This is a genomic window from Umezawaea sp. NPDC059074, from assembly GCF_042738955.1.
In the GTDB taxonomy this organism is placed as follows: Bacteria; Actinomycetota; Actinomycetes; order Mycobacteriales; family Pseudonocardiaceae; genus Umezawaea.
This window is the reverse complement of sequence record NZ_JBHYHC010000009.1, coordinates 1-25,873: the sequence shown is the minus strand read 5'-3', so window position 1 is coordinate 25,873 and position 25,873 is coordinate 1. Positions and strand designations below refer to the sequence as shown.

Annotated in this window: 20 protein-coding genes and 1 tRNA gene; 8 read left to right on the top strand and 13 right to left on the bottom strand. The window is 71.6% G+C overall.

Annotated features, from left to right (window positions below):
• Positions 1 to 14 precede the first annotated feature (14 nt).
• Complete coding sequence (locus ACFWW9_RS06660) at positions 15 to 1,151, bottom strand: DivIVA domain-containing protein (RefSeq protein ID WP_390372381.1); 1,137 nt, start codon at positions 1,149 to 1,151, stop codon at positions 15 to 17.
• A 201-nt stretch (positions 1,152 to 1,352) separates the two neighbouring features.
• Between ACFWW9_RS06660 and ACFWW9_RS06655 the strand changes: the two genes are divergently transcribed.
• The gene (locus tag ACFWW9_RS06655) at positions 1,353 to 3,005 is read left to right on the top strand and encodes a fatty acyl-AMP ligase (protein WP_390372379.1); all 1,653 of its coding nucleotides are present in this window, start codon (positions 1,353 to 1,355) and stop codon (positions 3,003 to 3,005) included.
• Here the strand turns inward: ACFWW9_RS06655 and pth are convergent.
• The 8 genes from pth to ACFWW9_RS06615 all read right to left on the bottom strand — a co-directional run bounded on the left by pth (position 3,002) and on the right by ACFWW9_RS06615 (position 10,770).
• The gene (pth, locus tag ACFWW9_RS06650) at positions 3,002 to 3,571 is read right to left on the bottom strand and encodes an aminoacyl-tRNA hydrolase (RefSeq protein ID WP_390372377.1); all 570 of its coding nucleotides are present in this window, start codon (positions 3,569 to 3,571) and stop codon (positions 3,002 to 3,004) included. The genes ACFWW9_RS06655 and pth overlap by 4 nt on opposite strands.
• Entirely contained in the window at positions 3,561 to 4,073 is a 513-nt protein-coding gene (locus ACFWW9_RS06645; RefSeq protein WP_390372374.1) for a DivIVA domain-containing protein, read from the bottom strand. Before ACFWW9_RS06645 ends, pth begins: the two co-directional genes overlap by 11 nt.
• An 89-nt stretch (positions 4,074 to 4,162) precedes the next feature.
• The gene (locus ACFWW9_RS06640; protein WP_390372371.1) at positions 4,163 to 4,750 is read right to left on the bottom strand and encodes a 50S ribosomal protein L25/general stress protein Ctc; all 588 of its coding nucleotides are present in this window, start codon (positions 4,748 to 4,750) and stop codon (positions 4,163 to 4,165) included.
• A gap of 339 nt (positions 4,751 to 5,089) precedes the next feature.
• Positions 5,090 to 6,061 carry a ribose-phosphate diphosphokinase gene (locus tag ACFWW9_RS06635; protein WP_390372619.1) on the bottom strand — a complete coding sequence of 324 codons (972 nt, stop codon included), beginning with the start codon at positions 6,059 to 6,061 and terminating at the stop codon, positions 5,090 to 5,092.
• 14 nt (positions 6,062 to 6,075) lie between these two features.
• Positions 6,076 to 7,575 carry a bifunctional UDP-N-acetylglucosamine diphosphorylase/glucosamine-1-phosphate N-acetyltransferase GlmU gene (gene glmU, locus ACFWW9_RS06630; RefSeq protein WP_390372368.1) on the bottom strand — a complete coding sequence of 500 codons (1,500 nt, stop codon included), beginning with the start codon at positions 7,573 to 7,575 and terminating at the stop codon, positions 6,076 to 6,078.
• Positions 7,576 to 7,653: 78 nt separating this feature from the next.
• Positions 7,654 to 9,300 carry a GGDEF domain-containing protein gene (locus ACFWW9_RS06625; RefSeq protein WP_390372367.1) on the bottom strand — a complete coding sequence of 549 codons (1,647 nt, stop codon included), beginning with the start codon at positions 9,298 to 9,300 and terminating at the stop codon, positions 7,654 to 7,656.
• A gap of 97 nt (positions 9,301 to 9,397) precedes the next feature.
• Positions 9,398 to 9,468, bottom strand: a tRNA-Gln gene (locus tag ACFWW9_RS06620).
• A gap of 126 nt (positions 9,469 to 9,594) precedes the next feature.
• Positions 9,595 to 10,770: an alpha/beta hydrolase family protein gene (locus ACFWW9_RS06615; RefSeq protein WP_390372364.1), complete on the bottom strand. Its 1,176-nt coding sequence runs from the start codon at positions 10,768 to 10,770 to the stop codon at positions 9,595 to 9,597.
• Positions 10,771 to 10,944: 174 nt separating this feature from the next.
• Here ACFWW9_RS06615 and ACFWW9_RS06610 point away from each other — a divergent pair, with 174 nt between their 5' ends.
• Positions 10,945 to 11,886 carry an acyl-CoA desaturase gene (locus ACFWW9_RS06610; protein WP_390372362.1) on the top strand — a complete coding sequence of 314 codons (942 nt, stop codon included), beginning with the start codon at positions 10,945 to 10,947 and terminating at the stop codon, positions 11,884 to 11,886.
• A 136-nt stretch (positions 11,887 to 12,022) separates the two neighbouring features.
• A complete protein-coding gene (locus ACFWW9_RS06605) occupies positions 12,023 to 12,616 on the top strand; it encodes a TetR family transcriptional regulator (RefSeq protein ID WP_390372617.1) in 594 nt (197 codons plus the stop codon).
• On the opposite strand, the gene ACFWW9_RS06600 is transcribed toward ACFWW9_RS06605, so the two are convergent.
• Together ACFWW9_RS06600 and ACFWW9_RS06595 are read right to left on the bottom strand one after the other, a co-directional pair.
• Entirely contained in the window at positions 12,613 to 13,740 is a 1,128-nt protein-coding gene (locus ACFWW9_RS06600; protein WP_390372359.1) for a PQQ-dependent sugar dehydrogenase, read from the bottom strand. The genes ACFWW9_RS06605 and ACFWW9_RS06600 overlap by 4 nt on opposite strands.
• A 48-nt stretch (positions 13,741 to 13,788) precedes the next feature.
• Positions 13,789 to 14,346, bottom strand: coding sequence for a DUF4291 domain-containing protein (locus ACFWW9_RS06595; RefSeq protein WP_390372356.1), 558 nt, complete (start codon positions 14,344 to 14,346; stop codon positions 13,789 to 13,791).
• A 114-nt stretch (positions 14,347 to 14,460) separates the two neighbouring features.
• Here ACFWW9_RS06595 and mfd point away from each other — a divergent pair, with 114 nt between their 5' ends.
• From mfd to ACFWW9_RS06570, 5 genes are all read left to right on the top strand, one after another.
• Positions 14,461 to 18,048, top strand: a complete 3,588-nt coding sequence (gene mfd / locus ACFWW9_RS06590) for a transcription-repair coupling factor (protein WP_390372353.1) — start codon at positions 14,461 to 14,463, stop codon at positions 18,046 to 18,048.
• A gap of 12 nt (positions 18,049 to 18,060) precedes the next feature.
• Complete coding sequence (locus tag ACFWW9_RS06585) at positions 18,061 to 19,020, top strand: SurA N-terminal domain-containing protein (RefSeq protein ID WP_390372350.1); 960 nt, start codon at positions 18,061 to 18,063, stop codon at positions 19,018 to 19,020.
• Positions 19,021 to 19,022: 2 nt separating this feature from the next.
• Complete coding sequence (locus tag ACFWW9_RS06580; protein WP_390372614.1) at positions 19,023 to 19,955, top strand: MazG family protein; 933 nt, start codon at positions 19,023 to 19,025, stop codon at positions 19,953 to 19,955.
• Positions 19,952 to 23,143, top strand: a complete 3,192-nt coding sequence (locus tag ACFWW9_RS06575) for a PDZ domain-containing protein (protein ID WP_390372348.1) — start codon at positions 19,952 to 19,954, stop codon at positions 23,141 to 23,143. Before ACFWW9_RS06580 ends, ACFWW9_RS06575 begins: the two co-directional genes overlap by 4 nt.
• Before the next feature lie 165 nt (positions 23,144 to 23,308).
• Positions 23,309 to 23,803, top strand: coding sequence for a hypothetical protein (locus ACFWW9_RS06570; RefSeq protein WP_390372346.1), 495 nt, complete (start codon positions 23,309 to 23,311; stop codon positions 23,801 to 23,803).
• A gap of 4 nt (positions 23,804 to 23,807) precedes the next feature.
• Here the strand turns inward: ACFWW9_RS06570 and efeB are convergent, their stop codons facing one another.
• Both efeB and efeO read right to left on the bottom strand, forming a co-directional pair.
• The gene (gene efeB / locus ACFWW9_RS06565; protein ID WP_390372344.1) at positions 23,808 to 25,061 is read right to left on the bottom strand and encodes an iron uptake transporter deferrochelatase/peroxidase subunit; all 1,254 of its coding nucleotides are present in this window, start codon (positions 25,059 to 25,061) and stop codon (positions 23,808 to 23,810) included.
• Positions 25,058 to 25,873: iron uptake system protein EfeO (gene efeO / locus ACFWW9_RS06560; RefSeq protein ID WP_390372342.1), on the bottom strand; the 816-nt coding region annotated here is incomplete at its 5' end. The genes efeB and efeO, both read right to left, overlap by 4 nt.

Sequence of the window (25,873 nt, the reverse complement as noted above, 5' to 3'; positions counted from 1 at the left end):
GGGGGCCGACCCTTCTAACGACCTCGTCGACGCAGTTCGGCTGCCAGTCGGGGCATCAGCTCGTCCACGAACGCGCAGTCGTAGCCCTGCCCGTTCAACAACGCGTGCGCGAACCGGACCTTGGTGATGTCGGCCGAGGTGGCGCCCAGCATGCCGTCCAGGGCGATCCCGATCTCCTCCAGCATCCGGTCCACCTGCGCCTGCCGGTAGCCGCGCTGGTGCGGGGCGGCCGGGGGCAGCCGGACCTGCCGCAGCTGCTTCCAGCTGGTGATCGGCGGAATCCGCCCCGGCGCCCCGGTGACGCCGGACAACTGCCGTTCCACGCGGGCCAGGAACGCGTCCACCTCGTCCTCGTCGTACCCGCGACGGCCGATGAGCGGACGGCTGAACTTCATCTCCCGGATGTCAGCGGCCGTCAGGTTGTCCTGGCCGAGGATCGTGTCCTCGATGCGGTCCAGGAACTTGTCGACCTGCGACTCCTGGTAGCCGCGCCGCCCCCGCGGGGGCTTGCCGAACGCGGCCGTGCGGACGTCCCGAGCGGTCAGCGGGGGCTCCGAGGGTTCCGGGGTCACGGCCACCGGCGGGGACTGCTCCAGCGTCACCACGACGAGGTCGAGGAACATGTCCACGTCGTCCTCGTCGTACCCGAACTGGTCGGCGGTCGCCTCGCCGAACTCGATCTCCTGGACCTCCAGCGCGGTCAGGTCGTCCTGCCCCCGCAGCGTGGCCTCGATCCGCGCGAGGAACGCGTCGATCTCGCCCTCGTGGTAGCCGGGGGTGTCGCCGCGGGGCTTGTGGAACCGGACCCCCCGCACGTCCTCCGGCTTGAGCCGGGGCGGCGGCTGCATCTTGGTCGACGTGGCGTGCGCGCCCACGGCCGGAGCCGTGGCCTGCCGACGCTGCGGCGTCGACTCGAGCGTCTCCGCCACCAGTTCGAGGAACATGTCGACCTCGGACCGGTCGTAGCCCGCGGTCCCGGTCCTGGCCAGGGGGAAGCGCATCGCGCGGATGTCGTGCGCGGTCACCGTGTCCCTGCTGCGCAGGGTCTCCTCCACGCGGTCCAGGAAGTCGTCGACCCTGTCCTCGTTGTAGCCCTGCTCGCCCACCGGAGGGCGGTGGAACACCACCTGGCCGACGTCGTCCGCGCTCAACAGCGGCGCGGGATGCGCAGGCTGGTGGTGTTTCGTGTCGTGGCCAGCCCGATCCACCCAAGCCTCCCTGAAAATCCTGTCCCGCGAGTATCTCCGCACGGCGGGCCAAACCGTTCGCCCTAATGGCCTAATGCGGGCTGTGATCCGGGGAGTCGCGGTCGTGAACCACGCGCGCGACCCGACCGATCTACCCTGACCACCATGAGCACGTTCGTGAACACGATGCTGGACACCGCCACCGGAGCCGGTGGTCAGGCCAAGGGGATGACCACCGGGGAGCCGAACAGCCCCCGGCGCCGCACCTGGGCGGAGGTGCACGAGCTGGCTGCGCGGATGGCCGGCGGGCTGGTCGCGGGCGGCGCGGAGCCCGGAGCGGCCATCGCCGTGCTGGCCGCCGACCCGGCGGAGATCGCGCCCGCCGTGCAGGCCGTGTGGATGGCCGGGGGCAGCACGACGATGCTGCACCAGCCCACCGCGCGCACGGACCTCGCCGAGTGGGCAGCGGACACCATCAAGGTGCTCTCGATGATCGACTCGAAGCTGGTGCTGCTCGGCAGCCCCTTCGACGCGCTGTCGGGCGTCCTCGACCAGCACGGCATCGGCTACCTCAAGCTCGACGAGCTGCCGGGCGAGCCGCTGACCGCGCCGGTGCCGGTGGACGAGGACGCGACCGCGCTCCTCCAGCTCACCAGCGGCTCGACGGCCGACCCGAAGGCCGTGCGGATCACCCACCGCAACCTCATGTCGAACGCCAACGCCATGAAGATCGCCGCCGCACTGGACACGTCGAGCGACACGATGATCTCGTGGCTGCCGCTGTTCCACGACATGGGCATGGTCGGCTTCCTGACGATCCCCATGCTGTTCGGCATCGAGCTGGTCAAGGTCACGCCGGTCGACTTCCTGGCCCGCCCGACGCTGTGGCCGGACCTGATCAGCCGCTACCAGGGCACGATCACCGCCGCCCCGAACTTCGCCTACTCGATCGCCGCGCGGCGGATGTCGACCGTGGACGACGACAAGGCGTTCGACCTGTCGACCATGCGGCTCGCCCTCAACGGCGCCGAGCCGATCGACCCGGCCGCCGTGCACGCCTTCACCGACGCGGGCGCGCGGTTCGGGCTGCGGCCCGAGTCGATCATGTGCGCGTACGGGATGGCGGAGGCGACGCTGGCCGTGGCGTTCGCGCCGGTGTTCACCGGGCTCGCGGTCGACGTGATCGACCCCGACCAGCTCGAAGCCGAGCACCGCGCCGTGCCGGTGCCCGAGGGCACGCCGAACGCCCGCACGTTCCCGCTGCTCGGGCCGCCCGTGCCGGGCCTGGAGGTGCAGACGATCGACGACGAGGGCAACGTCCTGGGCGAGCGCCAGGTGGGCCAGCTGCGGCTGCGCGGCGAAGCCGTGACGCCCGGCTACCTGACCGTGAACGGCCCGCTCGCGACCCAGAACGCCGAGGGGTGGCTGGAGACCGGCGACGAGGGGTACGTGGTCGACGGGCAGGTCGTCGTCTGCGGACGGCGCAAGGACGTGATCATCATGGGCGGGCGGAACATCTACCCGACCGACATCGAACGCGCGGCGTGCTCCGTGGAAGGCGTGCGGCCGGGCAACGCGGTCGCCGTGCGGCTGGAGGCCGGGACGCGGCGCGAGCGGTTCGCCGTCGTGGTCGAGTCCAAGTCCGCCGGGGACGACGACGTCGAGAAGGTCATGCGCAAGGAGATCACCTCGCGCGTCGTGGACGCGGTGGGGCTGCGGCCGTTCGCGGTCGTGGTGCTGAAGCCGGGCAGCCTGCCCAAGACGCCGTCCGGCAAGCTCCGCCGGTCCGCCGCGACCTCGCTGGTGCCCGCGGGTTAGTGGAACTTGTTCTGGGCCGCCTCGAGGCCGTCGGTGAGCAGGGCCTCGACGGCGTCGGCGGTGCGGTCCAGCTCGAACGCGAGCTCCTTGCGTTCGGCGGCGGAGAAGTCGCGCAGGACGTAGTCCGCCGGGTCCATGCGGCCCGGCGGGCGGTCCACGCCGAAGCGGACGCGGTGGTAGTCCTTGGTGCCCAGGGACTTGGTGATGGACCGCAGGCCGTTGTGGCCGTTGTCGCCGCCGCCGAGCTTCAACCGGACCGTGCCGTAGGGCAGGTCCAGCTCGTCGTGCACCACGATGACGTCGGCCGGGGCGACCTTGAAGAAGTTCGCGGCGCCCGCGACCGGGCCGCCCGAGAGGTTCATGAAGCTGCGGGGCTTGGCCAGGACGACCCGGCGGCCCGCGAGACGGCCCTCGACGATCTCCGCGCCGCCCTTGTGCGCCTTGAACCTGCCGCGCACGCGGGCGGCCAGCTCGTCCAGCACCAGGAACCCGACGTTGTGGCGGTTGCCCTCGTACTTCGGGCCGGGGTTGCCCAGGCCGACCACCAGCGCCAACTCATCGGCCACGGAAGCGCAACTCCTGCTCAAGGGTGTCCAACAGGGCGTCCACCGCCTGCACCCGGTAGCCGCGCCGGAGCCCCGACGTCGTGCTGAACCTGGTGTTGCGGACCTCGCTCGCGGTCATCCTCGTGCGACCGTCGAGCGCGGCGGCGGCCCGCCCGAGGAAGGCGTCCACCTCGACCCGATCGTAGCCGTTCGACGCCTTCGGCAGCTTCACCTCGATGAGGTCCTCGCCGCTGCGCAACCCCGTCGGGGGCACGTACCCGGCGCGCAACTGCCGTTCGACGCGGGCGAGGAAGTCGTCGACCGGGCGGGGGTCGTACCCGCGCTGCCCGCTCACGGCCCGGCGGAACACCACCGCGCGCACCTCGTCCGGGTGAACCCGGATCCGGCCCGACAACGCGTCCGCGATGCGCCGCAGGAACGTGTTGACCTGCTCGACGTCGTAACCCTGGCCCGCCTTCGCGTGGCGGGGGAACTTCGTCAACCGCACGTCGGCCGGGCTCAAAGCTTGTTGATCTTGATAAGCAAACGGAACGCCACCCTCGCGATCGTGCGGGGGTGGCGCTCCGTCAGATCTGCCCGACGTGATGGGGCTCAGCTTTCCTCGGTGGCCTCGGAGGCCTCGTCGGGAGCGTCAGCCGCCTGCGCGGCGTTGATCGCCACGACCAGGGCGTCCGGGTCCGTGACGAGGGTGACGCCCTCGGGCAGGACCAGGTCCGAAGCGTGGATCTGGGTACCGGCCTCGATACCGGAGACGGTGAACTCCACCTGCTCCGGGATGTTCAGCGCGTCGGCCTCGATCGAGATCGAGGTGATGTCCTGCGTGAGCAGGGTGCCGGGCGCGCTTTCGCCGACGAGCACGATGGGAAGGTCGACCGTGACCTTCTCGCCGCGGCGGACCAGAAGCAGGTCCACGTGCTCGATGTAGTTCTTGAGGGGGTGCGTGGTGACGGTCTTGGTCAGCGCCAGCTCGGTCTCGCTGTCGATGGCCAGCGTCAACACTGCGTTGCTGCCGTTTTCACGGATCACACGGGCGAACTCGAGCGCCGGCAGAGCCAGGTGCTTGGGGTCGGAGCCGTGGCCGTAGAGGACTGCGGGGATCTTGCCTGCGCGGCGGGTGCGGCGGGCAGCGCCCTTGCCGAACTCGGTGCGCTGCTCGGCAGCGAGACGGACCTCGGACACGGTGGGGCTCTCCTTGTACGTCGGGCGGGCTAGGCGGGGGCGGCAGCCTGCGGCGGCGAGCAGCGCGGTGCGCGGAAGAAGACAGACACGCGCGGCATCAAAGCCGCCGCGTCGATCACGCCGAACGTGATGCTCGCCCTCGCCGAGGCAACCTGAGCAGTGTAGGCCGGGATTTGCGGGAGCCCTAATCGGGGTGGGGATGGGGCTCTAACGGGTGATGGCGACGGGGTGGCGGCGAGGTGACCTCTGGGGGTCGTGCGGTGGGTGGGGCGACGGGCTGAGGGCCGGAAAACGACAGCGGCGCCCACCGAGGTGGGCGCCGCTGTCGAAGTGAGCGGATCAGGCGTTGCCGTCGAACAGGCTGGTGACCGACCCGTCCTCGAAGACCTCCTGGATCACACGGGCCAGCAGCGGCGCGATGGACAGCACCGTCATGCTCGAGAAGCGCTTCTCCACGGGGATCGGCAGGGTGTCGGTGAAGATGACCTCCTTCGCCCCGCAGTTCTCCAGGCGCTCGTACGCGGGCCCGGAGAGGACGCCGTGGGTCGCGGCGATCACCACGTCCGCCGCGCCCTCCTTCAGGAGCTGCTCCACCGCCTTCACGATGGTCCCGCCCGTGTCGATCATGTCGTCGATGACGACGCACGTGCGGCCCTTCACCTGGCCCACGACGCGGTTCGCCACGACCTCGTTCGGCCTCAGCGGGTCGCGGGTCTTGTGGATGAAGGCGATCGGGCTGCCGCCGAGGGTGTCGGCCCACTTCTCCGCGAGCTTCGTGCGGCCCGCGTCCGGCGAGACGACCGTGAGGTCGTTGTCGGCGTACTTCTCACGCACGTGGTCGGCCAGCAGGGGCATGGCCCACAGGTGGTCCACCGGGCCGTCGAAGAAGCCCTGGATCTGGGAGGTGTGCAGGTCCACCGAGACCAGGCGGTCCGCTCCCGCGACCTTGAACATGTCCGCCACCAGCCTGGCCGAGATGGGCTCGCGGCCGCGGTGCTTCTTGTCCTGCCTGGCGTACGGGTAGAACGGCATGATCACCGTGATGCGCTTCGAGCTGGCGCGCTTCAGCGCGTCCACCATGATCAGCTGCTCCATGAGCCACTGGTTGATGGGCGCGCAGTGGCTCTGGATGACGAAGGCGTCGCACCCCCGCACGGACTCCTCGAAGCGCACGAAGATCTCGCCGTTCGCGAAGTCGTAGGCGGACTGGGGGGTGACCGACACGTTGAGGTGCTTGGCCACCTCCTCCGTCAGCTCGGGGTACGCGCGGCCCCCGAAGAGCATCAGGTTCTTCTTCGGTGTGCCGGACACGGACTTCGAGAAGCTCACGGTCGAGGCCCTTCATCGGTGGTGTCCACAGTCTGGGCCGCGAGCGCGCGTTCCGCAGCGTCGGCGGCGGCGGTGCCCGCCCGACGGCTGGTGACCCAGCCCTCGAGGTTGCGCTGGGGTCCGCCCGACACGGCGAGCGCGCCCGGCGGGACGTTGCGGCGGATGACGCTGCCCGCGCCGGTGTACGCGCCGTCGCCGATCGTGACGGGGGCGACGAACATGTTGTCCGAGCCGGTGCGGCAGTGGTCGCCGATGACGGTCCGGTGCTTCTTCACGCCGTCGTAGTTGACGGTGACGCTGGCCGCGCCGACGTTGCTGTGCTCGCCGACCGTGGTGTCGCCGATGTAGCTCAGGTGCGGGACCTTGCTGCCGACGCCGATGTCCGAGTTCTTGACCTCGACGAACGTGCCGATCTTGCCGGTCGCGCCGAGCTTCGTGCCGGGCCGCAGGTAGGCGAACGGGCCGACGCCCGCGTGGTCGCCGATCTCGGACTGGCTGCCGTGGGTGCGGACGACCGACGCGCCCGCGCCGATCACGCACGCCGAGAGCGTGGTGTCCGGGCCGATGGTCGCGCCCTCGCCGACGGTCGTGCCCGCGCGCAGCTGCACGCCGGGCTCGATGAGCACGTCGCGACCGAGCGACACGTCCGCGTCCAGCCACGTGGTCGCCGGGTCGACGACCGTCACGCCCGCGCGCATCGCCTTCTCGACGAGCCTGCGGTTGAGCTCCGCGCCGAGCTTCGCGAGCTGGACCTTGTCGTTCACGCCCTCGACCAGCCACGGGTCGCCCGCGATGAGAGCGCCCACGCGCCTGCCGTCGCCGCGGGCGATGCCCAGGACGTCGGTCAGGTACAGCTCGCCCTGCACGTTGTCCGTGGACAGCCGCGAGAGGCCGTCGCGCAGCACCGCCGCGTCGAACGCGTAGACGCCCGAGTTGATCTCGGAGATCGCGCGCTGCTCCTCGGTGGCGTCCTTCTGCTCGACGATCGCCTGCACGGCGCCGTCGGCCGAGCGCACGATCCGGCCGTAGCCGGTCGGGTCGGTCAGCACCGACGTCAGCACGGTGACCGCGTTGCCGGACTCGACGTGCTCGGCCAGCAGGCCGCGCAGGGTGTCGGCGTCCAGCAGCGGCACGTCGCCGTAGCTGACGAGCACGGTGCCGGTGAGGTCGGCGGGCAGTTCCGCCAGGCCGCAGCCGACGGCGTGCCCGGTGCCGTTCTGCTCCTCCTGCACGGCGACGGTGACCTTGCGGTCGAGCGCCACGCCGAGGGCGTCCAGGTGCTCGGTGACGGCCGCGCGGCCGTGTCCGACCACGACGGCCAGGTGATCGGGTTCCGTGCCGGCCGCCGCGCGCACCGCGTGCTCCACCAACGAACGACCCGCGATCCGGTGCAGCACCTTGGGGGTCGCCGACCGCATGCGGGTGCCTTCACCCGCGGCGAGGACGATGGTGCTGACGGGGCCTGCGGAGCCTGGGGTGCTACCACCCTGGAGCATCAGCGCTCTCCCTTAGAAGCAGTTCTTCTCAGACTTGCCTGCGACGGGAGGGGACCTGGCTCCCGCCAGGAGTCGATACTAGGCCTCCGCCTCGGGTTCCCCGGCGACGGCGGCCACCTGGGATCCACCTTGGCGCTTCGCCACGTACATCGCGGAGTCGGCTCGGGAGAGGGCCTGGTTCGCGGTCTCGCGGGGGCGCAGGGAGATCACGCCGACCGACAGGGTGACCCCGCGCGAGAGGTCCAAAGGCAAGCCCGCCACGGCATCCACCGCTCGACCCAGTGCCGCCTGCGCGGCGCTGAGGGGGGCTCCGGGCAGCAGCACGACGAACTCGTCGCCGCCGTAGCGGGCGACCATGTCGTCACCCCGGAGGGCTTGGCGCAGTGTGCTCGCAATCACCCGCAGGACGTCGTCGCCCTCGGCGTGCGAGTACCGGTCGTTGACCACCTTGAACCCGTCCAGGTCGACCAGCGCGATCGACAGCGGGTAGGTCTGGCCGGTGATGAGGGTCGCCATCTTCTCGTCGAGCGCCCGCCGGTTGGGCAGGCCGGTGAGCGGGTCCTGCATGGCCTGCTGCGCGATGGCGCCGTGCGCCCGCGTCAGCCGCTCGTGGTCGCGCCGGGTGATGAGGGTCGACGTGCGGGCCTCCTGCATCTGCCACAGCTCGATCTCGAGCGCCGTGGCGTAGCTCTGGAGGGCCGACACGGTCTCCTCGCCCGCGGTGTCCGACAGGCGGGCGTACTCGCGGACCAGGCACAGCATCAGCGTCGGCTCGGAGGTGTCGTGCTCCAGGCGCTTGCGGGCGTCGCTGAGCACCTTGAGGCCCTCGTCGACGCGGCCCTCGGTCTGCAGGCACCGGGCGAGCGCGATGGCCACGATGATCAGCTCGCGGGCGTACATGGACAGCTCGCGCAACGTCCACAGCCGGTCGAGGTGGTCGGGCGACGGGTCGGCCAGCGCGTGCGCGGCCCCGATCACCGGCACCTGGTCGGCGGCGGAGCGGTCGCGACGGCCGGGGTGCAGCGACTCGCGGAACGGGCCCTCCACGGCCTTCGCTATGGCGGAGGCCATGTCGAAGTGGGCCTTGGCCTCGTCGAAGTTGTCGACCCGCTCGATCCGCAGGCCCCAGCCGATCTTCAGCCGGGTGCGGTTGAGCAGGTGCACGTAGATCTGGTGCGGGCCCGCGCTCTCCCTGATGGCCTCGTTCGCCCTGGCCAGGACCTCGTCGGCGAGCGCGAACACGCCGAGCTGGGTCAGCACGAGCCCGGTGCTCTGCAACGCCGACGCGAGCAGCCGGTTCCACGTGCGCTTGTCCAGCACGGGGTCCTGGGTGAGGCCCTCCTCGAGCATCGCGAGCCCGCGGGCGACCTCGGTGAGCGCCTTGTCCTCGACGTTGCCGAGCAGGAAGCGGCGGCCGCGCAGCGCGTGCGCCTCGGCCTCCAGCACGACCAGGCCGTGCCGCTGGGTGTGCGCGAGCATCTCGTCGAGCAGGGGGTCGGACAGGTCGACCAGGCCGGGGGTCACGAGCCGGACGACGGCGGCGGCGCGGAGGAGCTGGGCGACGATCCGCGGCTCACCGCGGCCCTGGGCCTCTTCGAGGATCTCGTCGACCTCGCTCGCGGCGTCGAGCTGGTCCGCGAGGTGGCTGCTCTGGGCGATCGCCATGAGTTCTTGCGCGCGGCCGACCAGCCAGGCGTCGGACATCTCGTGCAGCGCCGGCGACACGTTGTCCTGCTCATCGACCGCTTCGTCGTGCAGCGACCCACACCCCCATGCACCAACCGCAGGGTTTCGGGCCGGAGGTCCCGGCCCGACAGTTCCGCTCCGCCACCAGGATTCGAACCTGGACCATCTGAACCAAAATCAGAGGTGCTGCCTTTACACCATGGCGGATCGGGCGGGGCAAGCCCCGCCCGCGCGAACACATGTTGTCATGCCTGCGCCGAGCATGGTCGCATGACCACTCAACTGGCCGCTGCCATTCGGTAGTTCGATCATGACGTACCGTGTTGTGCCAGGTCAAGAGGCGCCGATGACTCCGTCCAGGAAGTCGTCCACATTTCGCCGGTACGCGGCCGGGTCGGTGTTCCACGCGGCGGTGTGGTCCGCGCCGGGCACCTCGACGTACTGGATCGGCCACTGGAGCCGCGCGGCGGCCGCCGCCAGGTCCCGCGAGCCCTGCACCGGGACGGTGCCGTCGGCGTTGCCGTGGAAGATCAACGTCTTGGGTTTCACGGCGGGCGGGTGCGCGACGAGGTCGAACTTCTCGAAGCCGATGTCGGCCCGCCAGTCCGACACCAGCTCGGCCACGGGCACGATCGCCGTCGGCACGTCCCGGTTGGCGGCTTGCAGTTCGAGGGTCTTCGTCCAGTTCGTGACCGGCGCGTCCAGCACGACGCCGATGACGGTGCTCGCCAGCGGCGACTGGGAGAGCAGCTGCCCGACGATCGCGCCGCCCATGGACCAGCCGTAGAGCAGCACGTGCGCGGCCCCCTGGGACTGCGCGTAGCGGATCCCGGCCTCCACGTCGTGCCACTCGGTGCCGCCGAGGTGGTACAGGCCGTCCGGGGACGCCGGGGCGCCCTCGTCGGTGTCGTTGCGGTAGCTCATCACCAGCGTCGGCAGGCCCCGCTCGTGCAGTTGCGGCAGCACCCGCAGCGCCTCGGCGCGGGAGCCCGCGCGGCCGTGGACGGCGACGACCCACGTGGTCGACGTGCCGGGCACGAACCACGCCGGGGCGTCGCCCAGCTCGGTGCCGATCTTGACGTCGGTGAAGTCGAGTCCGACGGCCGCCTTCGGGTCGGTGGCCCAGACGTTGGTCGCCATCCGCACCTTCGTGCCCGCCGGAGGGGCCGTGCCGTCGAGCAGCGGGCGGCGCACCTTGCCGTCCGGCCGGCCCTCGACCGGGCCCACGCGGGACGCCCCGCCGTCCCACAGCAGCCCCCACGTGCCCGGCAGGACGGTGTCCTCGGACTGCTCCAGGAGCACGGCGGGCTTGGCCGCGTCGCCCGTCGGACCGGCGGACGTGTCGGGGTAGCCGGGGCGGGCGTTCGCCGGGTCCAGCAGCTGCCCGCTGTAGTACCAGCCGCCCGCCAGCACGCCCCCGGCCGCCAGCAGCAGGAGGACGACCACGCCCAGGGTGGTGAGAACGACGATCCGTCGGCGGCGGCGCGGCCGAACGTTGGGTGACTCCACCCGCACATGATGCCGGGGCAGATCGTCCCGTGCGCGTGGGGAAAGCGTCTCGATCCTGAGAAGAACCCGAGATTTGCGTTGACCACTGGCCAAACAAGGGTGACCTAACCTACGCTGGCGTAACTTACGGTCGCGTAGGTTCACCTCCACCCCCCACACCCCGAGGTATGTCGCATGACCAGCACCATCGACCGGTCCACGGACAAGGGGCCCAAGCCGATCATCGACGGTCGGCGCGGGAACTCCGAGCAGTTCGGCGTGTACGTGTTCGTCATCGTGCCGTTCCTGGCACTGCTGGCCGCGGTCCCGATCGCCTGGGGCTGGGGACTGGGCTGGGTCGACGTGGCCCTCTTCGCCGTCTTCTACTGCTTGGCGGGCCTGGGCATCACGATCGGCTACCACCGCTACTTCACCCACGGCTCGTTCAAGGCCACCCGCGCGTTGAAGATCGCGCTCGCGATCATGGGCAGCACGGCGTTGCAGGGCCCGGTCATCGACTGGGTGGCCGACCACCGCAGGCACCACGCGTTCTCCGACAAGGAGGGCGACCCGCACTCGCCGTGGCTGTTCGGCAGCGGCCCGGCCGCGCTGGCCAAGGGCTTCTGGCACGCGCACATGGGCTGGCTCTTCGACCGCGACACCACCAACGCGCAGCGCTTCGCGCCGGACCTGCTGGCCGACAAGGACCTCGTCCGGATCAACCAGCGGTTCGTGCTCTGGACCGTCGTCAGCCTGCTGACCCCGGCCGCGCTCGGCGGCCTGATCACGCTGTCCTGGCAGGGCGCGCTCAGCGCGTTCTTCTGGGCGGGCCTGGTTCGCGTCGCGTTCCTGCACCACGTCACGTGGTCGGTGAACTCGATCTGCCACATGATCGGCGACCGGCCGTTCGCGGCCCGCGACAAGTCCGCCAACTTCTGGCCGCTGGCGATCCTGTCGTTCGGCGAGTCGTGGCACAACCTGCACCACGCCGACCCGACCTGCGCGCGGCACGGCGTGAAGCGCGGGCAGATCGACATCTCCGCACGGCTGATCTGGGTGTTCGAGAAGGTCGGGTGGGCGACGAACGTGCGCTGGCCCAACACGCAGCGCCTCCAGCGCATCAGCGCCAAGAAGTGACCCCGCCCGCCCCTCGCCGCGGCCTCCGTGGCGAGGGGCGCGCGTTTTGCCAGATCGTCGAGCGCCTAGGGTGATCGAGGTGACTGGGAGACGGCGCAAGGGCGAGGCGGACTCTGCGCCGGTCGTCAGGGTCCGGATGACGGGCAAGGAACGGCGCGAGCAACTGCTCGACGTGGCGCGCGCCCTGTTCGCCGAGAAGGGCTACGAGGTCGCCTCCGTCGAGGAGATCGCGCACCGCGCGGGCGTGAGCAAGCCCGTGGTGTACGAGCACTTCGGCGGCAAGGAGGGCATCTACGCGGTCGTCGTCGACCGCGAGATGGAAGCCCTGATGGACCAGATCGTCAACGCCCTGTCCGGGGGGCACCCGCGGGAACTGCTGGAGCAGGCCGCGTGCGCGCTGCTCGACTACATCGAGGGCTCGTCGGACGGGTTCCGCATCCTCGTGCGCGACTCGCCGGTGGCCTCGTCCACGGGCACGTTCTCCTCGCTGCTCAACGACATCGCCTCGCAGGTCGAGAGCATCCTCGGCACGCACTTCTCCCAGCAGGGCTACGACCGCAAGCTGGCCGCGCTGTACAGCCAGGCGCTCGTCGGCATGGTCGCGCTCACCGGCCAGTGGTGGCTGGAGGTGCGCAAGCCGAAGAAGGACGAGGTGGCCGCGCACCTGGTCAACCTGGCGTGGAAGGGCCTGTCCCACATGGACCACAAGCCGAAGCTGCGGACCCGTTAGGCGCGGGTGATCCGCAGCAGCTTGTCGTTGTCGCCGTTGGACGTCGTGACGTAGAGGGCCCCGTCCGGCCCGGTCCTGGCCGCGCGCAGCCGCCCCTGCGTGCCGTCGAGTTCGGCGGGCACGGCCACCGAGTGCACGCCGCCCTCGGGGGTGAGGGTGAACAGCATCAGCTTCGAGCCCTTCAGCGCGACGACGGCCAGCACACCGTCCAGGTCGCCCCACTGCCCGCCGCTGAGGAACGTCGCGCCCGCGATGGCCTCGGTCGGGGAGCCCGACTTCCAGATCGCCTCGACGGCGTCCGGGAACCGCGTGAGGTCCGTCATCGGCACGCTCTCGTCGTAGCCGGGCTTCGTGCCGCCCTGTCCGGGGTCCCAGCCGTAGTTCGCGCCGGGCTTCAGGAGGTTCAGCTCGTCGTCGACGTCGGGGCCGTGCTCGGCGGTGAACACCTGGCCGGTCTTCGGGTTCACCGCCACGCCCTGCACGTTGCGGTGGCCGTAGGTGTAGACCCGGCTGCCGGGGGTGGGGTTGTCCGGCTTCGGCGCGCCGGTCGCGAGGTCGATCCGCAACACCTTGCCGCCCAGGCTGTTCAGGTCCTGCGCGATCGTCCCGTTCGCCGTGTCGCCGGTGCCGACGAGCAGCGACCCGTCCTGCGCGAGCGTCGGACGGCACCCCGAGTGCCTGCCGCTCTGGTTCACCGGCAGGCCGCCCAGCAACGGGTTCTTGACCCGGATCGCGCTGGCGCCGTCGGTGGACAGCTGCCACGTGACGAGGCGGACGTCGTTCTGCGACGTCTGGCAGGTGGTGAACAGCCGCGAGGTGGCGAAGTCCGGGTGCACCACCAGACCCATCAGTCCACCCTCGCCGCGCGGCTTCACGTCGTCGAGGTCGGCCTTCAGGTCGGTGGCCTTGCCGTCCTTCACCAGGGTCAGCTTCCCGGCCCGCTGCGTGACGAGAACCTGCCCGTCGGGCAGGAACCCCACGTCCCACGCGTGGCTCAACCCGCCGACGACCTCCTCGACCTTGAGACCGGAGGGGGCTTGGGCGGGCGGGGCGCTGCCACCAGCGGTGGTCGTCGTGCACCCGGCCACGAGGGCCACGGCCAGAACCCCGGCGAGTCTGCGCATGTGTCCACAATGCCGGGTTGGGGGTGTGGTGGGCGTTGCACGGCCCTCTTACGCCGTCGCCCCCAGGTGCGCCGCGACGTCGGCGGGCAGCGGGTACGGGCGTTCGAGCGGCAGCAGGGCGGTGGCCTCGTCCAGCGACCCGGCGCGCACCAGCGCGTGGACCTCGCGGGCCAGCGGCGTCACGTCGGTGAGGCCGGTGATCCACTCCTGGACGTACCGGACGCTCGTGGCGCCCGCCAGGCCGAGTTGCAGGGAACGGTGGTCGAGGGCGTTGTGGTGCAGGTCGCGCTCCGGGTCCCACTGGACGCGGACCTCGGGCTTGGACACCGTGCGGTCGTGGCTGAGGACGGCGGCCCGCAACGCGGACTCGAACCCCGTCCGGGTGATCCGCACGGCCAGCACGTGCTCCTGGCCCTCCTTCAGCCCCCACCCGCAGCGGTACATCATCCACAGGAACGACGGCTTCACCCACGTCATCCGATCGGGTTTGAACGGGGGCACGAACCTGCCCGCCGCGAGCGCCGGTAGTGCGATCGAGGGCGAATAGGCCTGGTAGACGGTGATGTGCCGATCGTCGTAGTCGGCTCTGACCTCTTTGTTCTTCACCACTCCAGCGTGCCCGCCCCCGCAAGCGAGTTACGCTGGAAGTCGAGAACCCCTCCCCGGAGCGATCAGTCCCGGGCAGGGGTCTGTCCGCGTTTCACGCACGGGAGTCCCGAAATGCCCCAGTTCGGCCCGCTGTCCGGCCTGCTGACCACCGTCCTGTCCGACAAGGCGCTGCGCGCGCTGGTCGACGCCGCGGGCGAGCCGTCGCTGGAACTGGAAGGCCCACCCGCCGCCCGCCCGCTGGTCACGGCCGCGCTGGCCTCGGCGAAGGGCGCCGACCGGCCGGTGCTGGTGGTGACCGCGACCGGCCGCGAGGCCGACGAGCTGACCTCCGAGCTGTCCGACCTGATCGGGCCGGACGTGGTCGTGCACTTCCCGTCGTGGGAGACGCTGCCGCACGAGCGCCTGTCGCCGCGGGCGGACACGGTCGGGGCCCGGTTGCAGATCCTGCGCAGGCTGGCGCACCCGGACGAGCACCCGGCCGGGGCGTTGAAGGTCGTGGTCACGACCGTCCGCAGCCTGATCCAGCCGATGGCGCCAGGGCTGGGCGAACTGGCTCCGGTGCACCTCGAGGTCGGGGTGGAGTTCGACTTCGCCGAGCTGGTGCAGCGGTTGGTGGACGTCGCCTACGCGCGGGTCGACATGGTCGAGAAGCGCGGCGAGTTCGCGGTCCGCGGCGGCATCCTGGACGTGTTCCCGCCGACCGCCGAGCACCCGCTGCGGGTCGAGTTCTGGGGCGACGAGGTCAGCGAGATCCGGCCGTTCTCGGTGGCCGACCAGCGGTCGCTGCCGACGGAGGTGCGCGAGTTCACCGCGCCGCCGTGCCGCGAGATGCTGCTGACCGACGACGTGAAGAGGCGCGCGGCGGCGCTGTCGGCCGAGCACCAGGGGGACGCGCACCTGGTCGAGATGCTGGACAAGATCGTCGAGGGCATCCCGTCCGAGGGCATGGAGGCGCTGATCCCCGCCCTGTGCGAGGGCGAGCTCCAGATGCTCACCGACATCGTCCCGGACGGCACGCAGGTGCTGCTGGCCGACCCGGAGAAGATCCGGGCCCGCGCGCAGGACCTCGTGCGGACCGGCCAGGAGTTCCTCGAGGCCTCGTGGATGGCGGCGGCGGGCGGCGGCAAGGCGCCGATCGACCTCGGGGCGTCGGCCTACCGGAGCCTGGCCGAGGCGGCGGACGCCGCGCGCGCCAAGGGCCGGTCGTGGTGGACGCTGAGCCAGCTGACCAGCGAGGGCGAGGACGTGCTGCGGCTCGACCTCAAGCACGTCGAGGCCTACCAGGGCGACATCGACCGGGCGTTCGCCGACCTGCGCGCGCACGTCGCGACCGGCGGCACGGCCGTGCTCGTCGTGCCCGGCACCGGTACCGCGCAGCGGGCGGCCCAGCAGCTCCGGGACGCCGACGTGGCGTCGACGCTCGCGGAGGACGGCCTCGTCGAACCGCCGAAGGCCGGGCTCGTCACGGTCGTGCGCGGCACCCTCGAAGAGGGTTTCTCGATCCCCGAGCTGGCGCTGGTCGTGCTCACCGAGACCGACCTGACCGGCGGTCGCGGCGGCACGTCCACGAAGGACATGCGCAAGATGCCGTCGCGGCGGCGCAACAGCGTCGACCCGCTGGCGCTGCGGCTGGGCGACTACGTCGTGCACGAGCAGCACGGCATCGGCAAGTACATCGAGATGGTGCAGCGCACGGTCGCGGGCGCGACCCGCGAGTACCTGGTGCTGGAGTACGGCTCCAGCAAGCGGGGCCAGCCGGGCGACCGGCTGTTCGTGCCCACCGACCAGCTCGACGACATCTCGCGGTACGTCGGCGGCGAGCTGCCGACGTTGAACAAGCTCGGCGGGTCGGACTGGAAGAACACGAAGACCAAGGCGCGCAAGGCGGTCAAGCAGATCGCGGCCGAGCTGGTGCAGCTCTACGCGGCCCGCCAGTCCGCGCCCGGCCACGCGTTCGCCCCGGACACGCCGTGGCAGCGCGAGCTGGAGGACGCGTTCCCGTTCACCGAGACCGTCGACCAGATGGCGGCGATCGACGAGGTCAAGGCCGACATGGAGCGGTCGGTCCCGATGGACCGGGTGATCTGCGGCGACGTCGGCTACGGCAAGACCGAGATCGCGGTGCGGGCGGCGTTCAAGGCGGTGCAGGACGGCAAGCAGGTCGTGGTGCTCGTGCCGACGACCCTGCTGGCGCAGCAGCACCTGAACACGTTCGCCGAGCGGATGCGGGCGTTCCCCGTGACGGTGAAGGGGCTGTCGCGGTTCACCGACGCGCTGGAGGCCGAGCAGACCGTCGCGGGCCTGGAGGACGGCTCGGTCGACGTCGTCATCGGCACGCACCGGCTGTTGCAGAAGGGCTTGCGGTACAAGGACCTCGGCCTGGTGATCGTGGACGAGGAGCAGCGGTTCGGCGTCGAGCACAAGGAGCACATCAAGGCGCTCCGCACGCACGTCGACGTGCTGACGATGTCCGCAACGCCGATCCCGCGCACGCTGGAGATGAGCCTCGCGGGCATCCGCGAGATGTCCACGATCCTGACGCCGCCGGAGGAGCGGCACCCGATCCTCACCTACGTCGGCGGCTACGACGACAAGCAGGTCGGCGCGGCGATCCGCCGGGAACTCCTCCGCGACGGCCAGGTCTTCTACGTGCACAACCGGGTCTCGTCCATCGAGCGGGCCGCGCGCAAGATCCGCGAGCTGGTGCCGGAGGCGCGGGTCGTGACCGCGCACGGCCAGATGAACGAGGACAAGCTCGAGAAGATCATCGAGGGCTTCTGGGAGAACGAGTACGACGTGCTCGTGTGCACGACGATCGTCGAGACCGGCCTGGACATCTCCAACGCCAACACGCTGATCGTCGAGCGCGGCGACATGCTCGGCCTCTCGCAGCTCCACCAGCTCCGCGGCCGCGTCGGCCGTGGCCGCGACCGCGGGTACGCGTACTTCCTGTACCCGCCGGAGTCGCCGCTCACCGAGACCGCGCACGACCGGCTCGCGACCATCGCGCAGAACACCGAGTTGGGCGCGGGCATGGCCGTCGCGATGAAGGACCTGGAGATCCGCGGCGCGGGCAACATCCTCGGCGCGGAGCAGTCCGGCCACATCGCGGGCGTCGGCTTCGACCTGTACATCCGGCTGGTCGGCGAGGCCGTGGAGGCGTTCCGCAAGCACGCCGGGGCCGAGTCGGAGGTCGAGGAGGAGCTGGCCGACGTCCGGATCGACCTGCCGGTCGACGCGCACATCCCGCACGACTACGTGCCGGGCGAGCGGCTGCGGCTGGAGGCGTACCGCAAGATCGCCGCCGCCGGGGACGCCGCCGCGCTCCAGGGCGTGCTGGACGAGCTGAAGGACCGCTACGGCACGCCGCCGCTGCCGGTCGACCGGCTGCTCGCCGTGGCGGCGCTGCGCCGGGTCTGCCGGGCGCACGGCATCACCGAGGTCGCGACGCAGGGCAACACCATCCGGTTCGCGCCGATGCCGCTGAAGGACTCGCAGCTCGTCCGGCTGCGCAGGCTGCACCCGAAGGCCGTCTACAAGGAGTCCGTCTCGACGGTGTCCGTGCCGCGGCCGACCGAGGGCGCGGCGGGCGGCCGGATGGGTGCGCCGCAGTTGCGCGACCAGGAGCTTCTGGACTGGTGCGCGCACTTCATCGAGTCGTTGGCGGGTAGCGCTGTGAGCGCGACCACTGGGGCGTGAGAAAGTAGCGTCGTGAGCACTGTGCTGAGGTCCCGGTACCGTCGATTCACCCTGCTCGGCGCTGCCGCCGCGCTGCTCCTCGCGGGCTGCGGGGCGACCGGTCCGTCGCAGACGGGGTCGGCCGCGATCGTGGGCGACACCACGATCCCCCTCAACCTCGTCCAGGACAGGTTGGGCAAGTACCTCGACCGCCTGCCCGCGGACCAGCAGGAGGCGGAGGGCGGCGCCCCGAAGCCGAAGCTGGACCAGACGGCCCGCGACATCCTCACCTTCAAGATCCAGCACGAGCTGACGCTCCGCGCGGCCGACAAGGAGGACGTCAGCGTCTCCGAGGACACGCTGAGCCAGCTCCTGGACCAGGCCGGTGGCGCGCAGCAGCTCAGCGAGGGCACGTTCTTCGACGCGGACACCTTCCGCAACGAGCGCGCCCGCGACCAGCTCCTCCAGGTCGAGATCGGCCGCAAGTACGCCAGCAAGCTCTCCGTGACCTTCGACTACTTCTACGCGAAGGACACGCAGGAGGCGATCGACAAGGCCAAGCAGGTCGCGCGCGACCCGAAGAAGATGGCCCAGTTCGTCCGCGACGCCCAGCAGAAGGACGCGCAGGCGGGCGAGACCGACGCCACGGTCACCTCGGCGCAGTCGCCGCAGCTCGCGACGACGCTGCTGTTCGGCGTCCCGGCCGACACGGTGATCGCGTTCCCGCCGTCGGAGCAGCAGGGCAACTGGATCGTCGCGCACGTCAAGAAGCGCTCGACCAACGCGTCGGGGTCCTCCGACGGCGCGTCGCAGGAACTGACGCCGGACGTGCTCGCGGGCATCGGCGTGCGGATGCTCCAGCCGCTGGCCGACCAGCTGAACATCAAGGTCAACCCGCGCTACGGCGTGTGGGACACCGCGAAGATGGGTGTCGCGCCGAGCGAAGGCGAGAAGGCGGGCTTCCAGATCGCCGTCCAGCAGCCCAAGCCGTGACCCTGGTCGACGGGTGCGCCGTGGTGCTCCGCGGCGCGGTCGACGTGCTGCCGGTCGCCGCGCTGCCCTACCTGCGCGGCGCGGCGCACGTGGTCGGGGTGGACGAGCCGCCGCCCGCGCCCGACCTGCTGGTGAAGCTGGCCCGTGACGAGTCCGTCGTGCTCGTGGCGGCGTCGGTCGACGAGCCCGCCGCGGCCGCGCTGGTCGCGGCCGGGGCCCCGGTGATCGGCCTGCCCGCTGGCATGGGACTGGTCGAGGCGGTGGCCGTGATGGACCGGCTGCGCTCACCCGGCGGCTGCCCGTGGGACGCCGAGCAGGACCACGACACGCTGCGGCAGTACCTGGTCGAGGAGACCTTCGAACTGCTGGAGGCCATCGAGGACGGCGACCGCGCGGCGATGCGCGAGGAACTGGGCGACGTGCTGCTCCAGGTCTTGTTCCACGCCCGCGTGGCCGCCGAGCACGCCTCGGACGCGTTCACCGTGGACGACGTGGCCGCCGAGCTGGTGGCGAAGCTGGTCGGCAGGCACCCGCACGTGTTCGCCGGCGGTGACTCCGCGGTGCGCGACTCCTCGACCCAGCAGGTGCGCTGGGAGGAGCTGAAGCAGGCGGAGAAGCAGCGGGAGTCCAGTGTGGACGGTGTCGCGCTCGGGCAGCCCGCCGTGGCGCTGGCCGCGAAGCTGGCGCAGCGCACCAAGCGCGCCGGGTTCCCGGTCGACCTGCTGCCGGAGGGCGACGACTCGGCCACGACGCTGTTCGTCGTGGCGGCGCTGGCGAAGCTCGCGGGCGAGGACCCCGAGACCGAGCTGCGGGCGGTGGCCCGCACGTTTGCGGCCAACGTCCGCGCGGCCGAGACCGCCGCACGTCTCGAAGGAATCACCACTCTCGACACCGAGGACTGGCGCCGGTTCTGGCCCGCTAACGTCGAGGTGTGATCGAACCCGCATACCTCCGCTTCCCGCACCTGCACGACGACCTCGTGGCGTTCGTGGCCGAGGACGACGTCTGGCTGGCCCCGCTCGACGGCGGCCGGGCGTGGCGGGTGACCGCCGACCAGGTCCCGGCCCGCGGGCCGCGGTTCTCCCCGGACGGCGCGAGACTGGCCTGGGCCAGCACCCGCGACGGGGCGCCCGAGGTGCACGTGGCCCCGGTCGACGGCGGGCCGTCGGAGCGGCTCACGTACTGGGGCCACCGCACGACCAGGGTCGCCGACTGGACGCCGGACGGCGACGTGGTCGCCGTGACGGCCGCCCGTGAAGCCACGTCGGACCGGTCGTGGGCGCACGCCGTGCCGCTGGACGGCGGACCCGCCCGGCGGCTCCCGTTCGGCTGGGTCGGCGACGTCGCGCACGGCCCCGACGGGGTGCGGGCGATCACCAGCTCCTACGGCCGCGACCCGGCGTGGTGGAAGCGCTACCGGGGCGGCTCGGCGGCCAAGCTGTGGCTCGACCTGGACGGCGACGGCGAGTTCCACCGGATCCTGCCCGAGCTGACGGCCTCGCTCACCTCGCCGATGTGGGTCGGCGGCAGGCTGGCGTTCCTGTCCGACCACGACGGGGTCGGCGGCGTCCACTCGGTCCTCCCGGACGGCACGGACCTGCGGCGGCACACCGAGCAGGAGTTCTACGCGCGCGCCGCCACGACGGACGGCACCCGCGTCGTCTACCAGCTCGCGGGCGAGCTGTGGCTGCTCGACGGCCTGGACGCCGAACCGCGGCGGCTCGACATCCGCCTCGGCGGACCGCGCAACTCCCGACGCCCCAAGCACGTGTTCGCCAACCGCAACGTCGAGGACGTGGCGCCGGACCGCACCGGCCGGGCCAGCGCGATCGAGGTCCGCGGCACCGTGCACTGGGTGACGCACAAGGACGGCCCGGCCCGCGCGCTGGCCGAGCAGCCCGGCGTCCGCGCCCGGCTGCCGAGGGTCGTCGGCGAGAGCGGCCAGGTCGTGTGGGTGACCGACGCCGAGGGCGAGGACGGGCTGGAGTTCTCGCCCGTCGCGGGCGTCGAGCCGGGCAACGCGCCCCGCCGCGTCGCGGTCGGGCAGCTCGGCCACGTGGAGGAGCTGCTGGTGTCGCCGGACGGCCGCCGGGTCGCCGTGGCCACGCACGACGGCAGGCTGCTGCTGGTCGACGTGGAGTCGGGCGAGCTGCGCGAGGTCGTGTCCGGCGCGAACCCGATGGTGAGCGACCTGGCGTTCTCGCCGGACTCGAACTGGCTCGCCTGGTCGCATCCGGGGCCGCGGCCGTTGCAGAACATCCGGATGGCGAACACCACGGACCTGTCCACCGTGGACGTGACGCCGCTGCGGTTCACCGACTTCTCGCCCGCGTTCACCGAGGACGGCCGGTACCTGGCGTTCCTGTCGGTGCGCAGCTTCGACCCGGTGTACGACGCGTACGTGTTCGACCTGTCGTTCCCGACCGGCTGCCGCCCGTACCTGCTGCCGCTGGCCGCGACCACGCCGTCGCCGTTCGACCCGTTCCGCCTCGGCCGCCCGATCGGCGACGACGACGCGGCCGACAAGGCCAAGGACGGCGACGACGAGAACCCGATCACCGTCGTGGACCTGGAGGGGCTGGCGGACCGCGTGGTCACCATCCCGGTGGCCGCCGCGCGGTACGCGGACCTGTCCGCCGCCAAGGGGAACCTGCTGTGGCGGCGCAGCCCGCTCGTGGGCGTGCTCGGCGACAACCTGGCGAGCCCGGACGCCCGGCCGCCGCGGTCGGTGCTGGAGCGCTTCGACCTGACCAAGCTGAAGGCCGAGGTGCTGGTCGAGGGACTGGACGGCTACGCCGTGACCGGCGACGGGCAGCGGATGGTCGTCACGGACGGGCCGTCGGTGCGGCTCGTGCCGACCGACCGCAAGGTCGACGCCGAGGACGAGAACGACTCGATCGACATCGACCTGTCCCGCGTGCGGGTGGTCGTGGACCGGGTCGCCGAGTGGCAGCAGGCCTACGCCGAGGCGGGCAGGTTGATGCGCGACAACTTCTGGCGCACCGACATGGGCGGCGTCGACTGGCAGGGCGTGCTGGACCGCTACCGGCCGCTGGTCGACCGGCTGGGCAGCCACTCCGACCTGGTCGACCTGCTGTGGGAGGTGCAGGGCGAGCTGGGCACGTCGCACGCCTACGTGGGCGGTGGCGGCGGGTACGGCGGGCGGTCTCAGGGGCTGCTGGGCGCGGACCTGGAGCGCGACGACAGCGGGGCGTGGCGGATCGTCCGGATCATCCCCGGCGAGACGTCCGACCCGGCCGCGCGGTCGCCGCTGGCCGCGCCCGGCGTGGCGATCCGGGCCGGGGACGCGCTGGTCGGCGTGGACGGCAGGCAGGTCGACCCGCTACTGGGGCCCGCGCCGCTGCTGGTCGGGACGGCGGGCAAGCCCGTGGAGCTGACCGTCCGGCCGGGCGGCGGCGGGGAACCGCGGCGGGTGGTCGTGGTGCCGCTGGACGACGACTCGGCGCTGCGCTACCACGCGTGGGTGGCCGAGCGGCGGGCTCGGGTGCACGAGCTGTCCGGGGGCCGGGTCGGGTACCTGCACGTGCCGGACATGATGGGCGGCGGCTGGGCGCAGCTGCACCGCGACCTGCGGGTGGAGCTGCAGCGCGAGGCGATGGTGCTGGACGTCCGGGAGAACTCCGGCGGGCACACGTCCGAGCTGGTGGTGGAGAAGCTCGGCCGGAAGATCATCGGCTGGTCGGTGGCCCGCGGCTACCAGACGTCCGACAGCTACCCGTCCGAGGCGCCGCGCGGGCCCGTGGTGGCGGTGACCGACGAGTTCGCCGGGTCCGACGGGGACATCGTGAACGTGGCCATCAAGGAACTGGGGATCGGGCCGGTGGTCGGGACCCGCACGTGGGGCGGGGTGATCGGGATCGACAGCCAGTACGCGCTGATCGACGGGACCCCGGTGACCCAGCCGAGGTACGCGTCCTGGTTCGCCGGTCACGGGTGGGGCGTGGAGAACCACGGCGTCGACCCGGACGTCGAGGTGGTGATCACGCCGCAGGACCGCGTGGCCGGGCGGGACCCGCAGCTCGACAAGGCCGTGGAGCTGGCGTTGGAGGCGCTGGTGGAACGGCCGGCCGCCGTGCCGCCGCAGCTGCCCCCGCTGGTCTGACCGGCGCTCGCCTGATCGGGTACCACCCGACCGTGGAGCGCGTCACCGTTGCGGCGGGGTCCCGGAAAACGATCAATAGGAGGGTCGTTTTCCGGGAGCGGTACGGGGGTTGTGGTGGGTCATCGGGAAGTGCCGCGGAGCGGACGAGGGTGCTTCGGGGCGGTCGTGGCGCTGCCGCTGGCCGCGATCGGGCTCGGAGGAGCACTCGCACTCGTTGTGCTGCAAGGGGAACAGCCCGGTGAGGGAGCCGAGGTGGAGGCGGTGCCGGGGGTGTCCCGGCCCACGCTGGTGAGCGCGCGCCGGTCGACAGTGGCGGAGCCCTCGGTCACGGGGTCGGTGACGGCCCCGCCGCCGTCGTCGTCGTCGGTGGAGGTCGCGCCGGTCGAGGTCGAGGTGCGGGAGGCGGTCCGGAGCGGGCCGTCCTCCGTGACCGAGGTGCCGGAGGTGCTCGCCGCGCCGGAAGCCGCACCGGAGTCCACTGTGGAGGAACGGCGGCAGCGGGGCGAGCGGTCGCACCGGCACCGGCCGACGAGGACCGCGCCGCCGGTGACGACGGCTCCCGACAGCGCTCCGCCGCCGACCGTCACGCCGGTGACCACGCCGCCGGCCCCGACGATCGAGCCCGTGCCACCGGCGTCGGAGGTCCCGCCCTCGCGGTGACCGGTCAGCGGAAGAGGGTGTCTCCCCAGTAGCCGCCCTCTTTCACACCCGGCGGGACGGCGAAGTGGCCGGACCCGGTGTGCTCGACGTACTCCATCATCTTGTCGCGGGTGGAGAGCGCCTGCTGCATCGGCACGAAGTGCGTGCGGGTGTCCCGGTTGAAGCCGATGAAGAACAGGCCCGCGTCGAGGTGGCCGAGGCCGTCCGAGCCGTCGGTGAAGTTGTAGCCGCGGCGCAGGATCTTGGCCCCGTTGAGGGTCTCGTGCGAGGCGAGCCGGATGTGGGCGTCCACGCCGATCACCGGTTCGCCGCCGTTGCCCTTGACGTGCAGGTCGGGTTCGTCGAACTCGGCGAGCTGGCCCAGGGGAGCGCCGGTGCCCTTCTTGCGGCCGACGATCTCCTCCTGCTCGCGCAACGAGGTGCGGTCCCAGATCTCGATGTGCATCCGGATCCGCCGCGCCACCAGGTAGGTGCCGCCGACCAACCAGTCCGGACCGTCCTCTTTGGACACCCAGACGTGGTCGCGGAGGGTGTCCGCTTCCTCGGCCTTGACGTTCCTCGTGCCGTCCTTGAAGCCGAACATGTTGCGCGGGGTGGCCTGCGCCTGCGTGGTCGAGGACGTGCGGCCGAACCCGAGCTGCGACCAGCGCACCGAGACGCGGCCGAAGCCGATGCGGGCGAGGTTGCGGATGGCGTGCACGGCGACCTGGGGGTCGTTGGCGCAGGCCTGCACGCACAGGTCGCCGCCGCTGCGCTTCGGGTCGAGGTCGTCGGCGGGGAAGTGCGGCAGGTCGATCAACGCGGGTGGGCGTTGGTCGGCGAGGCCGAACCGGCCGTCGAACAGCGACGGGCCGAACCCGATGGTGATGGTCAACGCCGACGCGGGCAGGTCGAGTGCTTCGCCGGTGTCCTCGGGTGGTGCTTCCAGCGAGCCGCCGACGGCTCCGCCTTCGGCGGCTTCCTGGCCGTTGGTCATGCGGACGGCGGCTTCGGTCCACTCCTTGAGCAGCGCCACCAGTTCCTCGCGCTTCGTGGTCTTCACGTCGAAGGCCACGAAGTGCATGCGGTCCTGGGCGGCGGTGGTGATGCCCGCCTGGTGCTCGCCGTGGAACGGGACGGCGGACGCGAGCCCGGAGGTGTTCTCGACCTCCGGCGACCGGTCGGCCGTCAGCGCGCCGACGGCGGCGCCCGCCCCCGCGAGCGCCACACCGGCGCCCGCGAGGCCGAGCAGCCTCCGTCGGGGAAGTCCTCCGGTCACTTGGCCACGGCCTCGGCGACCTTGCTGATCGGCTCGCCGAGCGCGTCGACCGCGGCCGCCAGGTCCTTGATCTCCGACTCGCTCAGCTCGGTGTAGAGCTTGAAGCCGTCACCCTTGCGCTGCTTCTCCAGCAGGTCGTCCAACGCCTTGAAGTTGGTGTCCAGCGTGGCCAGCAGGGCCGCGTCCTTCTCCTGGATCACCGGGCGCAGCGCCGCCACGGCGGCCTGCGAGCCGTCGACGTTGGCGCGGAAGTCCCACAGGTCGGTGTGCGAGTAGCGGTCCTCCTCGCCGGTGATCTTGCCGGTCGCGACCTCGTCGAGCAGTTCCTTCGCGCCGTTGGCCAGCTGCAACGGGGTCAGCTCGACCGTCTTCGCCTTGTCGACGATCTCCTTCACGTTGGTGAGCAGGCCGTCGGCGATGGCGGGGGAGTCGGCGACCAGCCCGGTCGTCCAGAGGTCCTTCTCCAGCCGGTGGAAGCCGGTGAACTCCTGGCCCTCGGCGATGACCTCCTCGCGGCCGTCGATCTTCGGGTCGAGGTCGCCGAAGCTCTCCGCGACGGGCTCGATGCGTTCCCAGTAGGTGCGGGCGATCGGGAACAGCGCCTTCGCGTCCTCGACCTTGTTCGCCTTGACCGCGTCGACGAACTCCGTCGTCTTCGCGAGCAGGCTGTCGGCCTGGGAGTTCACGTACCGCTGGTACTCCTTGGTCGCGTCGGCCAGCTTCTGGTTGGTGTCGACGGACTTGCGGCCCTCGCCGGTGACGGTGAAGTCGGCGCGGATGCCGTCGCCGACCATGCCGGGCTTGCACGCGGT

What these genes read in the sequence shown, in the direction of transcription:
- mfd (WP_390372353.1), top strand. Translation starts at nt 14,461, where the DNA reads ATGCCCCAGTTCGGCCCGCTGTCCGGCCTGCTGACCACCGTCCTGTCC.
- ACFWW9_RS06610 (WP_390372362.1), top strand. Translation starts at nt 10,945, where the DNA reads ATGACCAGCACCATCGACCGGTCCACGGACAAGGGGCCCAAGCCGATC.
- ACFWW9_RS06605 (WP_390372617.1), top strand. Translation starts at nt 12,023, where the DNA reads ATGACGGGCAAGGAACGGCGCGAGCAACTGCTCGACGTGGCGCGCGCC.
- glmU (WP_390372368.1), bottom strand. Translation starts at nt 7,575, where the DNA reads ATGCTCCAGGGTGGTAGCACCCCAGGCTCCGCAGGCCCCGTCAGCACC.
- ACFWW9_RS06655 (WP_390372379.1), top strand. Translation starts at nt 1,353, where the DNA reads ATGAGCACGTTCGTGAACACGATGCTGGACACCGCCACCGGAGCCGGT.
- ACFWW9_RS06600 (WP_390372359.1), bottom strand. Translation starts at nt 13,740, where the DNA reads ATGCGCAGACTCGCCGGGGTTCTGGCCGTGGCCCTCGTGGCCGGGTGC.